The sequence below is a fragment of the Terriglobia bacterium genome (assembly GCA_020072785.1).
Lineage (GTDB): Bacteria > Acidobacteriota > Terriglobia > Acidiferrales > UBA7541 > Acidiferrum.
Genome location: JAIQGG010000001.1, coordinates 485429 through 504710 on the forward strand (window position 1 = coordinate 485429; position 19282 = coordinate 504710).

General features: G+C 65.6%; 16 protein-coding genes. 12 read left to right on the forward strand and 4 right to left on the reverse strand.

The window, feature by feature from the left end; all coding sequences use genetic code 11:
• Positions 1-16: 16 nt before the first annotated feature.
• Entirely contained in the window at positions 17-406 is a 390-nt protein-coding gene (locus LAN61_02085; GenBank protein ID MBZ5539287.1) for a hypothetical protein, read from the forward strand.
• Between the two features lie 148 nt (positions 407-554).
• Positions 555-905 (forward strand): DUF6249 domain-containing protein, encoded by a 351-nt coding sequence (locus LAN61_02090; protein ID MBZ5539288.1) that lies wholly within the window; start codon positions 555-557, stop codon positions 903-905.
• Positions 906-1037: 132 nt separating this feature from the next.
• Here LAN61_02090 and LAN61_02095 read toward each other — a convergent pair whose 3' ends face one another.
• Entirely contained in the window at positions 1038-1235 is a 198-nt protein-coding gene (locus tag LAN61_02095; protein MBZ5539289.1) for a 4-oxalocrotonate tautomerase family protein, read from the reverse strand.
• Between the two features lie 72 nt (positions 1236-1307).
• Here LAN61_02095 and LAN61_02100 point away from each other — a divergent pair, with 72 nt between their 5' ends.
• Together LAN61_02100 and LAN61_02105 are read left to right on the forward strand one after the other, a co-directional pair.
• Positions 1308-2093 carry a hypothetical protein gene (locus LAN61_02100; protein ID MBZ5539290.1) on the forward strand — a complete coding sequence of 262 codons (786 nt, stop codon included), beginning with the start codon at positions 1308-1310 and terminating at the stop codon, positions 2091-2093.
• On the forward strand, positions 2090-2758 hold the full coding sequence (locus LAN61_02105) for a ribonuclease HI family protein (protein ID MBZ5539291.1): 669 nt from the start codon (positions 2090-2092) through the stop codon (positions 2756-2758). Before LAN61_02100 ends, LAN61_02105 begins: the two co-directional genes overlap by 4 nt.
• 33 nt (positions 2759-2791) lie before the next feature.
• Here the strand turns inward: LAN61_02105 and mqnC are convergent, their stop codons facing one another.
• Together mqnC and LAN61_02115 are read right to left on the reverse strand one after the other, a co-directional pair.
• Positions 2792-3826 (reverse strand): dehypoxanthine futalosine cyclase, encoded by a 1035-nt coding sequence (gene mqnC / locus LAN61_02110; GenBank protein MBZ5539292.1) that lies wholly within the window; start codon positions 3824-3826, stop codon positions 2792-2794.
• 130 nt (positions 3827-3956) lie between these two features.
• A complete protein-coding gene (locus tag LAN61_02115) occupies positions 3957-4859 on the reverse strand; it encodes a menaquinone biosynthesis protein (GenBank protein MBZ5539293.1) in 903 nt (300 codons plus the stop codon).
• A gap of 98 nt (positions 4860-4957) precedes the next feature.
• On the opposite strand from LAN61_02115, the gene LAN61_02120 reads away from it, so the two are divergent.
• The 7 genes from LAN61_02120 to LAN61_02150 all read left to right on the forward strand — a co-directional run bounded on the left by LAN61_02120 (position 4958) and on the right by LAN61_02150 (position 17837).
• A complete protein-coding gene (locus LAN61_02120; GenBank protein MBZ5539294.1) occupies positions 4958-7432 on the forward strand; it encodes a zinc-dependent metalloprotease in 2475 nt (824 codons plus the stop codon).
• A 571-nt stretch (positions 7433-8003) separates the two neighbouring features.
• Positions 8004-11102: an aminotransferase class III-fold pyridoxal phosphate-dependent enzyme gene (locus LAN61_02125; protein ID MBZ5539295.1), complete on the forward strand. Its 3099-nt coding sequence runs from the start codon at positions 8004-8006 to the stop codon at positions 11100-11102.
• A gap of 177 nt (positions 11103-11279) precedes the next feature.
• Positions 11280-12407, forward strand: a complete 1128-nt coding sequence (gene dprA, locus LAN61_02130) for a DNA-processing protein DprA (GenBank protein MBZ5539296.1) — start codon at positions 11280-11282, stop codon at positions 12405-12407.
• 134 nt (positions 12408-12541) lie between these two features.
• Positions 12542-15130 (forward strand): type I DNA topoisomerase, encoded by a 2589-nt coding sequence (gene topA, locus LAN61_02135; protein MBZ5539297.1) that lies wholly within the window; start codon positions 12542-12544, stop codon positions 15128-15130.
• 212 nt (positions 15131-15342) lie between these two features.
• Positions 15343-16347 carry a tyrosine recombinase XerC gene (locus LAN61_02140; protein ID MBZ5539298.1) on the forward strand — a complete coding sequence of 335 codons (1005 nt, stop codon included), beginning with the start codon at positions 15343-15345 and terminating at the stop codon, positions 16345-16347.
• A 146-nt stretch (positions 16348-16493) separates the two neighbouring features.
• Positions 16494-17264: a transporter gene (locus LAN61_02145; protein ID MBZ5539299.1), complete on the forward strand. Its 771-nt coding sequence runs from the start codon at positions 16494-16496 to the stop codon at positions 17262-17264.
• Positions 17265-17363: 99 nt separating this feature from the next.
• On the forward strand, positions 17364-17837 hold the full coding sequence (locus LAN61_02150; protein ID MBZ5539300.1) for a GNAT family N-acetyltransferase: 474 nt from the start codon (positions 17364-17366) through the stop codon (positions 17835-17837).
• Positions 17838-17874: 37 nt separating this feature from the next.
• Here LAN61_02150 and LAN61_02155 read toward each other — a convergent pair whose 3' ends face one another.
• Complete coding sequence (locus tag LAN61_02155) at positions 17875-18681, reverse strand: alpha/beta hydrolase (protein MBZ5539301.1); 807 nt, start codon at positions 18679-18681, stop codon at positions 17875-17877.
• A gap of 288 nt (positions 18682-18969) precedes the next feature.
• Between LAN61_02155 and rplU the strand changes: the two genes are divergently transcribed.
• Positions 18970-19281, forward strand: coding sequence for a 50S ribosomal protein L21 (gene rplU / locus LAN61_02160; protein MBZ5539302.1), 312 nt, complete (start codon positions 18970-18972; stop codon positions 19279-19281).
• Position 19282 lies beyond the last annotated feature (1 nt).

A 19282-nucleotide genomic window follows, 5' to 3' on the forward strand; every position in this document is an offset into this window, starting at 1 on the left:
GCGGGAGAATTTCCGCATGCGCGGTTTTATCGGCATTCTCGTCGTCGCGGCCGTCAGCGGCCTCGTCTACTATTTCTACATCAAGAACATGCCCTCGGCCGCCCCGGGCACCGTTCCCACCCAGGCCATCTCCATCACCGGCGTGCAGAATGACCTCCTGCAGATCGCCAAGGCTGAACGCAGCTACATTCTCGAGCATGACTCCTGCAGCACCCTGGAGCAGCTCACCTCTTCCGGCTCGCTGGTGATGGCCAAGTACGAGCGCGATGGTTACTCCTACTCGATCGACTGCGCCGGCGCGAACTTTACCGTAAACGCCCAGCATGCCCCCGCCCCCGAGGGCTCCCCCATCCGCTACCCCGCTTTCGTCGCCGACCAGAACATGGAAGTCCGCGAAGCGCAGTAACTCCCCCGGATATCGTGCCGCGGAACTTTCTCCCCCGCGCTTCCGTACCTTCTTCTGACAGCGGTTCTCGCAGCGTCGAAATCCAAGCGCCACCGCCGCTTTCGAGTTGACCGCTTCGCGGTCACAGAAACAAAAGAAGGAGCACACCATGAACGGAGATTTCATCGGCCTCGTTGCCGTGATCATGATTTTCGGGATTCCCCTGGCCGCGCTGTACACCTACTACCGGGTGCGCAAACTGCGCACCGAGGAGAAGCTCGCCGCCATCGCCCGCGGCGTTCCCGTGCCCATGGAGCCGGAACTCTCGCAGGCGGCCCGCTCGCGCCGCGCCGGCATTGTCCTGGTGGCCGGCGCACTCGGCTACATCGCCACGTTTGCGCTCATCGCCCGTTCCGAGCCGGAGGCCCTCGTCGCCGCCAGCTTCGGGGCCATCCCCCTGGCCATCGGCCTCGGCTACTTCCTGGATGCCACGCTCGTCCGCCGCGACGCCCGCTCCTGACAACTCTTGTGGAGGGGCGGGCTGTGTTCCGGCGCAAAGCGAAGGATCAGCCTGCCCCCGGCCCCTTCAACGGAGGCGCGCGCCAGGAACCGGGAGCACGGGTTTCCGTCGGTGCTCCCGCGCGCGGCCTTCCTACGGCGTGCGTTTTTGGTCCGCCACCAGTACGCCCGCTTCGGCGTAGTTCGCCGCCGGGACGTCGTGAAACGCCACGTGAATGTTCTCCCGCTTGGCCTTCCCATCCTCGATCAGCACCTGCGTCACCCGCTCGGCAATCTTCCGCTTCTGCTCCGGCGTGCGCCCCTCCACCCACGTAATCTGAACGTGCGGCATCGCTTCCTCCTCCTTGAACAGCCGCTGCATTCTATCCGCTGCGCGGGTTCCTGGAAAGATGCCCCGGGGCGTGTGCTAAACTTTCACCCCATGCACCCCGCCCTTCCGCGTCTCGTCGAGCTTCAGCGCGTGGACCAGCGCATCGCAGCGCTGCGCGCCGAAATCGACGCCTTTCCTAAGCGTATTCGCGACGCCGACGCCAAACTCTCCGGCGCGCAGAAGGAAGTTGCCGCCGCCAAAGAGGCGCTCACCGCCAGCCTCAAGGAGCGCAAGACGTTCGAGTGGGACGTGGAGCAGTGGAAGGAGCGCGCCCGGAAATACCGCGACCAGAGCGGCCAGGTCAAGACCAACGAAGCCTACAAAGCCCTGCAGCACGAAATCGCCAATGCCGAAGACCAAGTTGCCAAGGCCGAAGACCGCGTCCTCGAGCACCTCATGTCCGCCGAAGCCCTGGAGCGCCGCGCCAAAGACGCCGAGTCCGCGCTGAAGGACGCTCAGCAGGTGATCGCCGCCGAGCGCAAGCAGATTGAAGCGGAGCGGGCCGCGCGCCAGAAGGAACTCGAAGCCTCTCGCGCCGAACATGAAGCCGCACTGGCTCCGGTCCCCGAAGAGCTGCGCGAAAAATACCTGCACGTCGCCAAGCGCCACCATGGCGTGGCCCTCGCCGAAGCCCGCGACAGCCAGTGCCGCGGCTGCGGCATGCGCGTCCTCCCGCACATCTATCAGGAGCTGTCCCGCGCCGGCGACGAAACCATCTTTACCTGCGAAACCTGCGGCCGCATCCTCTACGTCGTCGAGCCTCCTCCCGCACCACCCTCTTCCGCTCCGGCGGCTTCCGCCGGCGACGCTAAGTCATGAGCAAACGGCCCGCTCCACCCTCCGGCGCACGGCTCTTTGACGAGCCCGCCGCACCCGATCCGCCGCGCTCCGGCTCCTACACCTGCAACATCGACGGCGCAGCCCGCGGCAATCCCGGCCCCGCCTCCTACGGCGTGGTTGTGCGCGATTCTTCCGGCGCCATCGTCGCCCGTCTCAAGAAATATATCGGCCGCTTCACCAACAACGTCGCCGAATACTACGCCCTGATCGCCGCCCTCGATTACGCTCAGGCCCACAGCGTGCGCAGCGTGCGCATCCAGAGCGATTCCGAGCTGCTCGTGAAACAGATGCGCGGCCTGTACAAGGTGAAAAGCCCCGATCTGCGCCCGCTCTTCGAGCGCGCCAAGAAGATGTCGCAGTCCTTCGCCTCCTTCGTTATCGAGCACGTCTACCGCGAGCAGAACCGCGAAGCCGACGACCTCGCCAACGAAGCCCTCGACGCCACCGCCCCCGGCGCCGCGCAAACGCCACACGGCGCCGCGCCCGCAAAGGTGCACGCCGCCGCCAAGGCCGCAGCGCGCGCCGGCAAGCTGGAATCCGGGCGCTTGCGCGCGCGCTACTGCCGGGGCGCGCTGGTCCTCGCCGAGCCCCTGAATATTCCCGAAGACAGCGAAGTCGAAATCCAGGTTCGCTTGGTGGATTGACCGTTTGCCGAAAACTGCGTCCGCGGCCGCGATTTATTTCAGGGCGTAGGAGCGGTAGAGGGTGTCGCGCTGGGCGGGGATGAAGCCGGCGTCGGAGATGACGCGGCGGAGCTCGCTTTCGTTGGTGCGGTTCTTCACGCCGGCGGCGAAGACCACGTTTTCTTCGATCAAAATGCTGCCCACGTCGTCGGCGCCGAACTGCAGGCCCACCTGGCAGACCTTGATTCCCGGCGTGAGCCAGCTGGACTGGATGTGGCCGATGTTGTCGAGATACAGGCGGCTGACGGCCAGCGTCTTCAGGTAATCCACGGCGGTGGTTTCCTGCACTTTTTTGCCGAGGGCGGTGTTGTCCGCGGCGAACATCCAGGGAATGAAGGCGGTGAACCCGCCGGTGTCTTCCTGGATGCGGCGCAGGCGCTCGAGGTGATTGACGCGGTGGCGCAGCTCTTCGCCGCAGCCGAACATCATGGTGGCGGTGGTGCGCAGGCCCAGGGCGTGCGCCGTGCGGTGCACCTGTTCCCACTCGTCGCTGGTGCACTTCAGCCGGGCGATCTTGCCGCGGATCTCGTCGTCGAGAATTTCCGCGCCGCCGCCGGGGATGGAGTCCAGCCCGGCGTCCATCAGGCGCTGGATGGTGTCGCGCACGCTCAGCTCGCTCACTTCCGCGATGCACAGAATTTCCGGCGCGGAAAAGCAGTGCAGGTGCACTTGCGGAAAGCGCTGCTTGAGCGAGCGCAGCAGGTTTTCGTAGTAGCCGATCTGCAGGTCGGGGTGCAGCCCGCCTTGCAGGAGAATGCCCGTGCCGCCCAGCTCCAGCATCTCTTCGATCTTCTTGTAGATGGCCTCGAAGGAGAGGATGTAGCCGTCCTTGGCGCCCAGCGGGCGGTAGAAGGCGCAGAAGGAACAGTACTCGGTGCAGAAATTGGTGTAATTGATGTTGCGGTCGATCTGGTAGGTGACGATCCGCGGATCGTTCTTCTTCAGGCGCAGCTGGTGCGCGGCCATCCCGAGGCCCACCAGGTCATCGGAGGCCAGCATCTCGAGCGCTTGTTCTTTGGTCAGTCCCACGGCCATTCCTTTTTTACTTGCGCATCCATTCTAGCGAATGCCGGGCCTAAACTCGAATCCGCGCCCTAGCACGGCGTGCCCGCTGTAAGCGCGGCCAGGACTCACCGGGCGGGCGGGAGGTATCGCGCCTCTACGGCTTTGCCGATGCGCGTGCTCGCGTCACTGCCGCCCAGGCGACGGGCTTGGCGCGCGGGATGAGCCCCAACTCGGCGGCGCAGTCGAAGTACAGGACCAGGCCGCGGCGGTTTTCTTCGCCCAAGGTGAAATCGATGTTTTCGCGCAAATAGCGGTCCAGCTCATCAGCGGGCAGGTGCAACGCACGCGCCGCTTCAGCGGCGATCTCCGCGATGCGCGCCACGCCGTAGTCGCACGAAGCCCGAAAATCGGCGACGACTTCCGGGGTCACGGCCGCGCGGCGCCCCGCCCAGAACGCCAGCACCGTGGGAAGGCCGGTCATGCGCCGCCACTGCTGCACGATGTCGTAGACGAAGAGCGCGCCGCCTTCCGCGAGGCCCGCGGCCTCCGCGCGGCAGCGCATGCTGCCGTCGGGCTGAGGCTCCGCCGTTCCCGCAATGCGCAGCGCCAGGCGCAGCGCCGGGTCGCCGATGAGCAGCGCCGCGTCCGCGTCGCGCAGCATCGCGGCGGCATCCGGCGCCGCCTCGGTGAATTCCGGGGCGATCTTCCAGAGCTTCGCGGAGAGAATCTTCACCAGGGCCTGCGTGCTGCGCGAGCTGCGGTCCAATGCGATGCGCCGGGCCTGGGCGATGGGCTTCCTGGCGATCACCAGCAGGCTGCGCACCTCCTGCTGCGCGGCGATGGCCAGGTCCGGCAGGACCACCAGATCGTCGATGCGCTGGTATTCGATGGCCGGGAGGATGGCGATATCGGCGGCGCCGGTGCGCAGGGCTTCGGCGCACTGCGACGGCACGGTGAAGGACAAGTCGTACTTGCCCTGGAGCGGGCCGTGCGTGAAGCCGCGAACCAGCGGCGCGGTGTTCAGGTATTGCACGATGGAGATGCGGAGTTTAGCCATGTTACCGGTTCTCTCGCGGAAGCCAAAGTATAACAGAGAGAATTTTATACGCGCTTCTTCTGGTATAAAGAATCCGCAGCGTTCCGGAGGCCTTAGCCATGCCGAAGTTTCTCCCGTTTGTTCTGTTTGCCGCCGTTCTGTGCGCGCCGCTGGGTGCGCAACTGCGTCCCGAAGCGGCAACCGCGCCCGCCGAAGAGAAGACGATCGCCGAAAAGACCGCGGGGGCGCAGAAGCTCCCGGGCTACTTCAATCTCTACTGGGACGCCAAGCAGGGGAAGCTGTGGCTGGAAATCGACAAGCTGGGCGCGGAGTTTCTCTACCAGAGCGGGCTGTCCGCCGGCGTCGGCTCGAACGACATCGGGCTGGACCGCGGGCAGCTCGGCGCGACGCGCGTGGTGCGCTTCGAGCGCAGCGGGCCGAAGATTCTGCTGGTGCAGTCCAACTATGACTACCGCGCGGGGAGCAGCGATCCCGACGAGCGGCGCGCCGTGCGCGACTCGTTCGCCGAATCCGCGCTGTGGGGCTTTACCGTGGCCGCCGAAGAGGATGGCCGGATTTTCGTGGACGCCACCGATTTTTTCCTGCGCGACGCCCACGGCGTTCCCGCGGCGCTGCGGCGCACCAAGCAGGGCGCCTATCATCTGGACGCGGCGCGCTCCGCGCTGTACCTCCCGCGAACCAGGAATTTTCCGCTGAACACGGAAGTGGAGGCCACGCTCACGTTCGCCGGCGACGACCCCGGCGAGTGGGTGCGCCAAGTGACGCCCGCTCCGGAATCCATCACCGTGCGCGAGCACCACTCCTTCGTGCAGCTTCCCCCGCCGGGCTACCGGCCGCGGGCCTTCGATCCGCGCTCCAGTTTTATCGGGATGCAGTACCTGGACTACGCCACGCCGGTCAGCGAATCCGTCGTCAAACACTTCATCATCCGGCACCGCCTGGAGAAAAAGGATCCGCGGGCCGCGGTGAGCGAGCCCGTGCAGCCCATCGTCTATTATCTGGACCGCGGCGCGCCCGAGCCCATTCGCTCGGCGCTGCTCGAGGGCGCACGCTGGTGGAACCAGGCGTTTGCAGCCGCGGGCTACAAGGACGCGTTTCGCGTGGAACTGCTGCCGGAAGGCGCCGACCCCATGGACCTGCGTTACAACGTGATTCAGTGGGTGCACCGGGCGACGCGCGGGTGGTCCTACGGCGCTTCGGTGATCGATCCGCGCACGGGGGAGATCCTCAAGGGGCACGTCACGCTGGGCTCGCTGCGCGTGCGCCAGGACTACCTGATCGCGGAAGCGCTGCTCGCGCCGTATGAAAAAGGCCAGGGCATCTCGCCGAAGATGCAGGAGATGGCGCTGGCGCGGCTGCGGCAGCTCGCGGCGCACGAAGTGGGGCACACGCTGGGGCTGATGCACAACTACTCGTCGAGCACGGTGAACCGCTCCTCGGTGATGGATTATCCGCCGCCGCTGGCCAAACTCGCCGCGGACGGCAGCATCGATCTTTCGCAGGCTTACGCCACAGGCATCGGCGAATGGGACAAAGTGTCCATCGCGTACGGCTATCAGGATTTCGCGCCGGGCACGGACGAGCACGCGGCGCTGGGGAAGATTCTGAACGACGCATTTGCACGCGGCCTGCGCTACCTCACCGACCAGGACGCGCGCCCGGCGGGATCTTCCAGCTCGCTCGCACATCTCTGGGATACGGGCGCGAACGCGGTGGACGAGCTGAACCGGCTGATGCAGGTGCGCGCGGCGGCGCTGCGGCGTTTTGGCGAGAACAACATCCGCGAAGGCGCGCCGCTGGCGTCGCAAGAAGAGGCCCTGGTGCCGCTGTACATGCTGCACCGCTACCAGGTGGAGGCGGCGAGCAAGCTGGTGGGCGGGATGGATTACACGTTTGCGCTGCGCGGCGACGGGCAAACGCCCACGCAGATCGTTGCGCCGGCGGAACAGAGACGGGCGCTGGCGGCGGTGCTGGCCACGCTCCAGCCCGCGGCGCTGGCCTTGCCGGAATCGCTGCTGAAGAGCATTCCGCCGCGCGTGCCGGAGTCGGACCGCGGGCGCGAACTCTTCAAGATTCACACCAGCCCGGCGTTCGACGCCCTGGCCCCTGCGGAAGCCGAGGCCAAGCAGACGCTGCAGTTTCTGTTCAATCCGGAGCGGGCGGCGCGGCTGGTGGAGTTCCACGCGCGCGACGCGGGGAATCCCGGGCTCGAGGAGGTTCTCGACGCGGTGCTGGCCGCGACGTGGAAGGCGCCGCGCGGCACGGGTTATCCCGGGGAAATCGGGCGCGTGGTGGACCAGGTCGCGCTGTACGACTTGATGGCGCTGGCCGCCAACGAACGCGCTTCCGGCCAGGTTCGCGCCGTGGCCGCGCTCAAGCTCGAGGAGCTGAAGAGCTGGCTCACGGCCGCGCAGGCGGGCACGAAAGACGAAGCCGAGCGGGCGCATCTTTTCTTCGCGGCGGCGCAGATCGCGGAATTCCAGAAGAATCCCAAGGCCATCCCCGTGGCTGCGCCGGCGGAGCCGCCGGACGGTCCGCCCATCGGGGGCATGGACGAGGAGATCGATCCGTAGGCTGCGCGGAGAGGTGACTCGTGACTGGTGACTCGTGACTCGTGGAAGAATTGAAAACCGGCAGTTGACAGCTAACAGTTGAAAGTTGAGAGCAAGCGGTTCGGAGAGGTCCCTCGGCTCCCGCTGGTCGCTCGGGACAGACATCTCCGGCCGGGCCGGAGTCCAAACACCGGACCTCATCGGATGTGTGGTTAACCGTAAGACCCCCCACCCCCGGGTATTTTTGTAAGTGCGGATTCCAAAGGACTTTAAGTCGTGCAATTCGTATGTGCGGATTCTAAACGGTTTATAGGCGGTTTTTTTGCAAGTGTGGATTACAAAGGAGTTGCTGGAAATTGCGGCTGGGGCCGGGGAGGGAAAGAAATGGGGCGGCAGGTTTCGAACGAGGAATTGGCGCAACACGAAAAAGGATAGCAGAAGAGTAACTTTAATTCAATAGATTACAAAATAGTATTCGAATGAGTTGTGGAAAAGTATTGGAAAAGACCCGCCTTTGTGTGGCCGCGACGTGAGATGGCGCGAGTGGGAGGCGGGAATGGACGCGTGGCAGGTTCGCGGATAAGATTTGGGCATGATTCAGGAAGATCAAGCGGCGGCACCCATCAGCGAACAAGAAGCTGTGCGGCTGGCCCGGGAAATTTACGGGCTGGAGGTGTCGGCGCGGGCGCTGCCGGGGGAGTACGACCACAATTTTCATCTGACGACATTGGAAACCGTGGCCGCAAAGCGGCCAACGGACGGGCGCGGGTTGGTGCTGAAGGTAATGCACCCGGCGCGGGAGCGGGCGCTGATCGATCTGCAGTGCGGGGCGCTGCAGCATCTGGCGCGGCGGGCGCCGCAACTGGCGCTGCCGCGGGTGGTGGCGGCGCGCAACGGGGAGGCCTACCAGAGCCTTACCGTTGCCGATGGCACGCAGCGGCTGGTGTGGATGCTGACGTACGTGCCGGGGACGGTGCTGGCGGAAGCGCGGCCGCACGCGCCGGAACTGCTGGAAAGCCTGGGGCGGCTGCTGGGGGAGATGACGGCGGGCCTCGCGGATTTTGCGCATGCGGCGGCGCAGCGGGAGTGGAAGTGGGACTTGGCGCGGGCGGGATGGATCCGCGGGTATCTGCAGCACATTGCGGATCCGGGGCGGCGGGCGCTGGTCGAGCGGTTTCTCTCCCTGTACGAAAGCGAAGTGGTGCCGGCGCTGGGGCGGCTGCGGCGCAGCGTGATCTACGGGGACGCCAACGACTACAACGTGCTGGTGGGCGAGGCCTGGCCGCAGCCGCGGCAGGCCGTCAGCGTGATCGACTATGGCGACATGCACCACAGCGTGACCGTGGCGGAGCTGGCGGTGGCCGTGGCCTACGCCATCCTGGGGAAGAAGGAGCCGCTGCGGGCGGCGGCAGCGGTGATTGCGGGGTATCACCGGGCGTTTCCGCTGCGCGAGGAGGAAGTGGCGCTGCTGTATGCGCTGGCGGGGGCGCGGCTGGCGGTGAGCGTGGTGAATTCGGCGCATCGCAAGACGCTGAAGCCGGATGATCCGTACGTGACGATCAGCGAGGCGCCGGCCTGGGAGGCGCTGGAGAGTCTGGCGGAGATTCATCCGCGGTTTGCGCACTACATGTTCCGCGCGGCCTGCGGGATGGCGCCGGTGCCGCAGAGCGGTGCGGTGCGGCGGTGGCTCGCGGAGAACGCGGGGACCGCGGCTGCGCTGCTGGATACCGATGTGCGCCGGACGCCGCTGCGCGTGTTTGATCTCAGCGTGGGCAGCACGCTGCTGGGCGCGGACCCGCGCGCGGCGGAGACTGCGGCGCTCACGGAAACGATTTTCCAGGAGATGAAGAAGGCCGGCGCCGCGGTGGGCGTGGGGCGGTACGACGAGGCGCGGCTGCTGTACACGTCGTCCATTTTCGGGGCCGGCGACAATCCCACCGACGAGCGGCGCACGATTCACCTGGGCCTGGACCTTTTCGTGGAGCCGGGAACGCCGATTTATGCGCCGCTCGAGGGCGTGGTGCACACGGTGGCCAACAACACGGCGCTGCTGGACTACGGGCCGCTGGTGATTCTGCGGCATGGGACGAGCGACGGCGTGCCGTTCTTCACGCTCTACGGGCACCTCACCGAGGACACGCTGAGCGGGCTGCATGCCGGGCAGCACGTGGCCCGGGGGCAGCGCATTGGCCGCGTGGGCACGGCGGCGGAAAACGGGGGCTGGGCGCCGCACGTGCATTTCCAGGTGATCGTGGACCTGCTGGACCGCGGCGCGGATTTTCCCGGCGTGGCCTATGCCGCGGAGCGCGCGGTGTGGCGCGATCTTTCGCCCGATCCGAATCTGCTGCTGGGGATTCCCGCGGAGCGGTTTCCCGCACCGGCGCCGGACCCGGAGGCGACGCTGGCGGCGCGGCGGACGCTGCTGGGACCGAGCCTGAGCATCTCGTACCGGAAGCCGCTGAAGATCGTGCGCGGGTGGATGCAGTATCTCTACGACGACACGGGGCGGGCGTACCTGGACGTGTACAACAACGTGCCGCTGGTGGGGCACAGCCATCCGCGGGTGGTGCGCGCGGCGCAGAAGCAGCTGGCGCTGCTCAACACCAACACGCGGTATCTGCATGACAATGTGGTGCGCTACGCGGAGCGGCTGACGCGGCGGATGCCCGCGCCGCTGCGCGTCTGCTACTTCCTGAACTCGGGCAGCGAGGCCAACGAGCTGGCGCTGCGGCTGGCGCGCACGCACACGGGGCGGGAGGACGTGATCGTCCTCGAACACGCCTATCACGGGCACACCAATACGCTGATCGATGTGAGCCCATACAAGTTCGAGGGGCCCGGGGGGCGCGGGCGCAAGCCGTGGGTGCACGTGGCGCCGCTGGCCGATGACTACCGCGGGGCGTACCGGCGCGAGGATAAGGAAGCCGGGGCGAAGTACGCGCGGCACGTGGCGGAGATTCTCGAGCGCGTGCGTGGGGAGGGGCGCGGCGTGGCCGCGTATCTTGCGGAGACGCTGCCGAGCGTGGGCGGGCAGATTGTGTTCCCGCCGGGGTATCTGGCGGAGGCCTACCGGCACGTGCGCGCGGCGGGCGCGGTGTGCATCGCCGACGAAGTGCAGGTGGGCTTCGGGCGGCTGGGCACGCACTTCTGGGGCTTTGAGACGCAGGGCGTGGTGCCGGACATCGTGGTGCTGGGAAAGCCGATCGGGAACGCGTTCCCGCTGGCGGCGGTGGTGACGACGGCGGAGATTGCGGCGTCGTTTGCGAACGGGATGGAGTTTTTCAGCACCTTCGGAGGGAATCCGGTGGCGTGCGCGGCGGGGCTGGCGGTGCTGGATGTGCTGGAGGAGGGACACCTGCAGGAACAGGCGCTGCGCGTGGGCCAGCATTTCATCGCCGGGCTGAAAGCGCTGGCGGGGCGGCACGCGCTGATCGGCGACGTGCGCGGCTCGGGGCTGTTTCTCGGGGTGGACCTGGTGCGCGACCGCACAACGCGCGCGGCGGCGACGGAAGAAGCCGGCTACGTGGTGAACCGCCTGCGCGACTGCGGCATCCTGGCGGGGACGGACGGGCCGCAGCACAACGTGCTGAAGCTGCGGCCGCCGCTGGTGTTTACCGAGGGCGACGCGGATTTCTTTGTGGACACGCTGGACGCGATTCTTGCCGAGGACGCAGTGCAGCCGCGCCACTGAGCGTTCCAGCCGAAACTCGAAATGCGAAATTCGAAACTCGGCCCTTTTCGGCAAGCTGAGCTGCGCTGGCGAATTTCGATTTGCAAACCGCGGATTTCCTTTTTTCAGCATTGACAGGCGCCTTTCACTTCGCACTACTTGACAAGGCGGTTACCCTGCACGTAGGCTCGGCACGCGATGGAGCCTGCTGCTTCCCTCTCCTGGCTCGCGCTGACGCTCACCCATGGGCTGGCGGCGCGTCTTGCGGCGCGCCTGCTGCGCCAGTTCGAATCCCCCGAAGGCGTCTTCCGCGCTTCGCTCACCGAGCTGGAAGGGTGCAACCTGCCCGCGCCGGTGGCCCAGGCGATCTTCAAGAAAGAAGCGTTGGCGCGCGCGGAAAAGGAGCTGGCGGGAGTACAGAAGCTGGGCTGCCGGCTGCTGAACTGGACGGAGCCGGAATATCCGCGGACGCTGCTGGAAATCTACGATCCGCCGGTGCTGCTCTACGTGCGCGGGGATGCGCAGATCCTGAACTGCGCGGCGATCGGGATCGTGGGCACGCGGCGGCCGACGCTATACGGCACGCAGATGGCCGAGCGCATCGGGCGGGACCTGGCGGTGCGCGGACTGGTGATCGTCAGCGGGATGGCGCGGGGGATTGACGCGCTGGCGCACCGCGGGGCGCTGGCTGCGCCGGGCGGGCGGGCGATCGGGGTTCTGGGCACGGGCATCGATGTCTGCTACCCCAAGGAGAACAAGAAGCTGTACGAGAAGGTGCTGGAGCACGGGGCGCTGATCAGCGAATTTGCGCTGGGGACGCATCCGGCGCCGGAGAATTTTCCGATGCGCAACCGCATCGTGGCCGGGATGCCGCTGGGGATCGTGGTGGTGGAAGGGGCGCAGTATTCGGGTTCGTTGATTACCTCGCGGCTGGCCATGGAGTACGGCCGGGAGGTGTTCGGAGTGCCGGGGAACGTGACCCAGCCGGTGAGTTTCGCGCCGAACCAGCTGATCAAGCAGGGGGCCAAGCTGGTGACCGGCGCGGAGGACGTGATCGAGGAGCTGCCCACGCCGGTGCGCGCGGCGCTGGTGCAGGCGATGCAACCGGAAGCGGGGCAGGGGAATCTATTGGTTGCGGAGGGGCTGAGCGCGTCCGAGCGCAAGCTCTACGAGCTGCTGAGTTCCGATGAGCCGCTGCCGATTGACGACCTCGTGGAGCGCTCCGGCTTGAACTCTTCGGAAGTTCTCGCTACGCTTTTTGATCTGGAGATGAAAGGCATCGTCCGGCAGCTCCCCGGCAAGCAGTTCAGCAAGGTCCTTCTCTGACGGTTATCGGGTCTTGTGCCGGGCGCCGGACCAGGCCGCCGTCATACACCGACAGGCAGCGCAAGGTAGCGGAAAAGACACAGCGTTCGCCGCCGAACCTTCCTGAATCACGTTCCGGGGTTACAAACATAAACATGGCACGTTCGCTCGTAATCGTCGAATCGCCCGCAAAGGCGAAGACCATCAACAAATATCTGGGACGGGAGTACACCGTCAAAGCGTCGTATGGGCACGTCATGGACCTGCCGAAGAAGACGCTGGGCATTTTGCTGCCCGGGCAAGAGGCCAAGAAGAAGAAAAAGAAGGCCAAGGCCGGAGCCAAGACGAAGGCCGGCAAGGGGAAAGAAGAGAAGCCGGCGCCGCCGCCGGTGGTGGTGACGGACGAAAACATATTCGAGCCGACGCTGGAAGTGATTCCCGGGAAGATCAAGGTGATCGCGGAGCTGAAGAAAGCCGCCGAGGACGCTCCGAACATCTATCTAGCGACGGACCCTGACCGCGAAGGGGAGGCGATCTCCGCGCATCTGCTGGAGACGCTGGCAGCGCGCAAGTCCGACCGCAAGAAGTTCCGGCGGGTGATGTTCAACGAAATTACGCCGAAGGCGATCAAGGCGGCGTTCGAGAAGGCCGGGGAGATCAACACCAGTCTGGTGGATGCGCAGCAGGCGCGGCGGGTGCTGGACCGGCTGGTGGGCTACAAGATTTCGCCGCTGCTGTGGGACAAAGTACGCCGGGGGTTGTCCGCGGGGCGGGTGCAGACTGTGGCGCTGCGGCTGATCGTGGAACGCGAGCAGGAGATTCGCGCGTTCGTGCCCCAGGAATACTGGACGATCCACGCGCTGCTGGATGGCGGGCAGCCGCCGCTATTCGAGGCGCGGCTCACCAAACAGAACGGCAAGGATATCGAGGTTACCAACCAGGCCGAGGCGGAGAAGATCGTCGCGGCGGTGGAAAAGGCGAAGTGGCAGGTCGCCGCGGTCACGCAAAAGGAAAAGAAGCGCAACCCGGTGCCGCCGTTCACGACGTCGAAGCTGCAGCAGGCGGCGTACAACCGGCTGCGCTACACGGCCAAGCGCACCATGGGCATCGCGCAGCGCCTGTACGAAGGCGTGGAGCTGGGGCAGGAAGGCGCCGTGGCGCTGATCACTTACATGCGCACGGATTCGGTGCGGGTTTCGAACGACGCCCTGGAGCAGGTGCGCGAGCTGATTCCGCAGCGCTTCGGGGCGAACTATCTGCCGGAAAAGCCGAATTTCTACAAGTCCAAGAAGGACGCCCAGGAAGCGCACGAAGCGGTGCGCCCGACGGACGTGACGCGCACGCCGGAGGATGTGCGGCCGTTCCTGGAGGACGACACCTTCAAGCTGTACCAGCTGATCTGGCAGCGCTTTGTGGCCTCGCAGATGCTGCCGGCAGTCTTCGACCAGACCACCATTGACATTTCCGCGGGGGAGTACACCTTCCGGGCCAGCGGTTCGGTGCAGAAGTTCGACGGCTTCCTGCGGGTCTACCAGATGCCGGAATCGGCCACGGACCGCGAGGAAGACGAGAAAGACGAAGAGGGAGCGGGCAAGGCGCTGCCGCGGGTGGAAGAGGGGCAGACCCTGCGCCTGGACAAGATCCGCCCGGACCAGCATTTCACGGAGCCGCCGCCGCGCTACACGGAAGCGACGCTGGTGAAGGATCTGGAAGAGAAGGGCATCGGGCGGCCGTCCACGTATGCGTCGATCATCTCGACAATCGTGGAGCGCGAGTACGTGCTGAAGGATCAGGGGCGGTTCACGCCGACGATGCTGGGGGAGCGCGTGAGCGGGCTGCTGGTGAAGAGCTTCGAGGATATTTTCGACGTGTCGTTCACGGCGCGGCTGGAAGAGGAGCTCGACGAGATCGAAGAGGGCACGCTGCCGTGGCGCAAGTCCGTGCAGGATTTCTGGGATAGATTCGAGCTGGACCTGGACAAGGCCGGCGGGGAGATGCAGTCGTACAAGGCAGGCATTCCCACGGGGCAAAAGTGCCCGAAGTGCGACCAGGGCGAGCTGCTGGAGCGCATCAGCCGGCTGGGCTTCTTCCTGGGCTGTTCGCGCTATCCCGAGTGTGACTTCATCCAGGACCTTTCTCCCGAAATCGGGGGCGAGGAAGTGGAAAGCGAGAACACCGTCGAATATTGCGAGACCTGCGGCAAGGAGATGGCCATCAAGCGCGGGCAGTGGGGGCCGTTCCTGGCCTGCACGGGGTATCCGGATTGCCGGACGACGCGGCGGCTGGTGGCGGGGACGCGCAAGGCGCGCCAGCCGGACGAGCCGCTGGATGAGAAGTGCTCGTTGTGCGGCACTGGCCTGGTGAAGAAGCACGGGCGGTTCGGGGAATTCATCGGCTGTTCGGCGTATCCGAAGTGCAAGTACACGCGGCCGATCACGCTGGGGATCAAGTGCCCGAAGTGCGCGGAAGGGGAATTCGTGCGGCGGGGCAGCGCGGGGAAAGGCGGGCGAGGACGGCCGCGGGTCTTCTACGGCTGCTCGCGGTATCCGGAGTGCGACTTCACGACGCCGCACATGCCGGTGGCCGAGCCCTGCCCGAAGTGCGGCGCGGCGTTCATCGTGGAAAAACGCACCAAGGCCGGCAACTTCCGCTCCTGCATCAAGGAAGGCTGCGACTGGGAGATCGTGCTCGGGGAAGGCCAGCCGCAGCCGGAAACGCCCGAGCCCGTGGCCGCCAAACCTTAAGTAGCGAACGGCTCTGCCGTTATCCGATGGGGCCAGGAGGCCTGGTAGCGCCGGCGGGGCACGGGCGGGGCCTAGGCCCGTGCGAAATGGACCGCCCGCTCTTCCTGCGCCAGGGGCCCTGCGCCATGTGGAACCTCCCCTGCCAATCCGCATACCAGCTGATGCAACTGTGCCTATAATGCAGGGATAAGAGTGAAAGGGCCCTGCCGGGAATGAAACAAGCTGCCAAGAAATATCTGGAGTATCTGCAGTCGGTGCGGAACTCGTCGCCGCACACGATCCTGAATTACGGCAAAGACCTGGCACAGTTCTTGGCCTATCTTTCGCCGCCGGGCGCGCAGCTGCCCGCGCTCCCGGCCATCACCCACCATGTCGTCCGTGAATATGTCGCGCACCTGCACGAGCAGGAGCTGCAGAAGAGCTCGATCGCACGGAAGCTGGCGGCGCTGCGGTCGTTCTTCAAATACTGCGTGCGCGAAGCGCTGCTGAAGGAAAATCCCGCGCGGCTGGTGGCCACGCCGAAGCTGCCTAAGCGCATCCCTTCCGTCCTTTCCGCCGAGGAGATGAACCTGTTTCTGAATCAGCTCGCCGGGATGGGCCCCACGGCCGCTGCTGCAGCGGGTGCGGGAAGGCGCCTGGTGCGTACGGGGCCGGCCACGCCGCGCGCGGAACGCCGCGCCCGGGAAGACGCCACGCTGCTGCTGCGGCGGGACCGCGCGCTGCTGGAGCTGCTCTACGCCGCGGGGCTGCGCGTCAGCGAGCTCACGGGGCTGAACCTGGCGGACATCGAGCGCAAGGAACGCATGCTGCGGGTGTGCGGCAAGGGCGATAAGGAGCGCATCGTGCCTTACGGCACAAAGGCCCAGGAAGCTCTGGAGGCTTACTGGCCGGTGCGCGAGCAGCTCCTGCAGCAGGCGCAGGGGACGCGGCTGCCGCACGCCGAAGCGGTGTTTCTGAATTACGCAGGGCAGCGGCTGACGCAGCGGTCGGTGGGGCGCATCGTGAAGAAATACGTGCGGCTGGCGAACGTGAACTGGGATTTGCACCCGCACTCGATGCGGCACGCGTTTGCGACGCACCTGCTGGCCGACGGGGCGGACTTGCGCGTCATTCAAGAGCTGCTGGGGCACCAGTCGCTCTCCACCACGCAGAAATACACGCACGCCTCGATCCGCCAGTTGATGGATATCTACGACAAAGCGCACCCGCACGCGTGAGGTGCCGGGCGTGGCGTGGTTCCCGTGCGCTCCGCTTCCAGCTTCTTGGCACTTGCAGTACCATTTATTTCTGTGACCGCGAAGCGGTCAACAGGCCCCTACCCACGCATAGATAGGATCGAACTTTGCTTACTCTCTTTTCCCGGATGTCGCTCTGCGCGGTCTGTGTTCTCGGTGGTTTTCTCCTCGTGCCGCGCGGGGCGGCGCAGGACAACTACGAGATCCAGGTGTACGGTTACGACCAGGTGCCGCCGCACCACACCATGGTGGAGCTGCACAGCAACTTCACGATCAACGGATCGAAGAGCAGCGACAACGGACTGCTGCCCACGCACCACGCGCTGCACGAAACGCTGGAGATCACCCACGGCTTCAGCGAGTGGTTCGAGACCGGCTTCTACATCTTCACCTCCTCGCGGAGCGGCAACGGCATCGATTTTGTGGGCACGCACATCCGGCCGCGGGTGCGCGCGCCGGAAATATGGCACTGGCCCGTGGGCGTGAGCCTGTCGAACGAGATCGGCTACCAGCGGCGGACGTTCTCGACCGACACCTGGACGTGGGAGATGCGCCCGGTGGTGGATAAGCAGCTGGGAAAGTGGTATCTGGCATTCAATCCGGCGCTGGAGCGCGCCATCCACGGGGAAAACACCGGGCGCGGCTTCGCTTTTTCTCCGAATTTCAAGGTGGGCTACGACTTCACGAAAAAAATCTCCGGCGGGATCGAATATTACGGGGCCCTGGGGCCGATCACCGGCTTCGATCCGCTGCGCGAGCAGCAGCACCAGATCTTTCCAGTGGTGGACCTGAACGTTTCGCCCAAGTGGGAGATCAATTTCGGGCTGGGCGCCGGACTCACTTCCTCCACCGACCACTTCCTGGCCAAAATGATCCTCGGCTACCGCTTCGATTTCTGATCCCCCCGCGCTCCGGCGGCCAATATGGCCGCGCCGCACGTCCTGCGCAGCGCGAAAACGCGTTGTCTCTTTGCCGCAGATTGCGCAACCTTGTGGCAAATGATTTTCCGCCTCGCCCTGGCGCACGCCCCGGAGCACGTCGAGTCGGCCCGCGGACTCTTCCGCGAATACGCCGCGTCACTGGGACTGGACCTCTCCTTTCAGTATTTCGAGAGCGAGCTGCGCGACCTGCCGGGGGAGTACGCGCCGCCGCGTGGCCGGCTGTTCCTCGCTTTTGAAGCAGAGCGGGAAGCCGGGTGTGGCGCGCTGCGCCCGCTGGACGAAGAGATCTGCGAAATGAAGCGCCTGTATGTGCGGCGCGAATTCCGGGGGCGGGGGCTGGGGCGGCAACTGGCCGAGACGCTCATTCAAGAGGCGCGGGAGATTGGTTACCGCGCCATGCGCCTGGATACCTTGCCGGTGATGCCCCAGGCGCAGGAACTCTACCGCATGCTGGGCTTCGTGGAGATCGCGGCGTACCGCTACAACCCGGTGCCGGACTCGCGATTCCTGGAACTTGACCTGACCGTCTAGCAGCCATCTCCTAAATACGTCAGGAGGATGAAGGTTTCTAGAGACAGCCCTGGAGGAAATCGGCCAGGACGGCGTTGAACTCGCGGAAGGCGGCGTCTTCGCTGTGCGGGCAGTGGCGGCCGTTTTCGATGAAGTGCAGCGCGCTTTGCGGAAGGACTTGCTGCACGCGCTCCATTTCGCCCGGCTCGGTGCGCGGATCGAGGCGCCCGTGGAGGAACAGCGCGGGCACCTGCAAATCGCCCAGCTGCCCGTCATAAAAATCCTCCTCCGGCCCGCTTGCTCCCTCTCCGATGCGTTTCCACACCCGGCTATGGCGCCGGACCACTTCCTGCCAGCGGGGATCTCCGTGTTCTCCCGCCAGAATGCGGTGGGTTTCCTCCCCCAGATCCCCGGGCTGCTCCGCAAAGCGCGCAAAAAATGGCCGCGAGGAGGGTTTGGCCCGCCAATAGTGGAACGCCTCGAGAATCAAACACCGGCAGCGCTCCGGCGCCGCCAGCCCGATCATGGCCGCAATCACTGCTCCGTCGCTGTGGCCCCAGATGATGCATTTGGCGATGCCCAGGGCATCGAGGAACGCCAGGGTTTCCGCGGCGGCGCGGTGGTGGAAATCGAGCGGCATCTCCCCGGTTACATGCGTGGATTGGCCGTAGCTGGAACGGTCCGGCATCAGGAAGCGGTAGCGGCCGCCGAACTCTTGGATCTGGCGGTCGAGGGGATAGTAGCCATAGCCCCAGCCGCCGTGGAGATAGAGGAGGGGAATGCCCTGTCCGGCTTCGCGATAGTGGATGTGCACGGGGCTCAGGCCCGGGGCGTGCGGCGACGCGTGCAGTTTCAAAAAGGGCATAAAGTGGGTCGCGGAAGGGCCGCGCCGCGCAGATGGCCGCACGCTGGCCCGAAGCTCGTTGCCGCTGCCAGGTACGATACGACAGGCGGAGGGCTCTCTCCAAGCGCGGCGCGACGGGGAGGTGCTGCGTTTTGTGCGGGTTCGGGGGATTTGCGCGCGCCGCTGCGGCCAGCGTCCCGGGAGACCGCTGCGCGGGGCGCCCAGCCCGAACTTCCCGCGTTTGTTCACGTTGACGATACCCGCATTGGTCCGTATAATTAACGTTTGTCTCTAGAACTTGGAGGGCAGATGTACGCCGTTATTCAGAGTGGGGGAAAGCAGTATCGCGTGACGCCGGGCGAGACCGTGCGCATCGAGAAGCTCACCGGCAAAGTGGGTTCGAAAATCACGTTTGATAAGGTGCTGGCCGTGCACACCGACGACAAGAAGGTCGTCGCCGGCGCGGAGACCGCCAAGGCCTCGGTGAGCGGAAAGATCGTGGGCCTGGTGAAAGGTCCCAAGCTGACCGTACTCAAGTTCAAGAAGACCAACCAGTACAAGATTCAGCGCGGTCACCGGCAGCATTACACGGCCGTCGAGGTTGGCGAAATCAAGCTGTAGG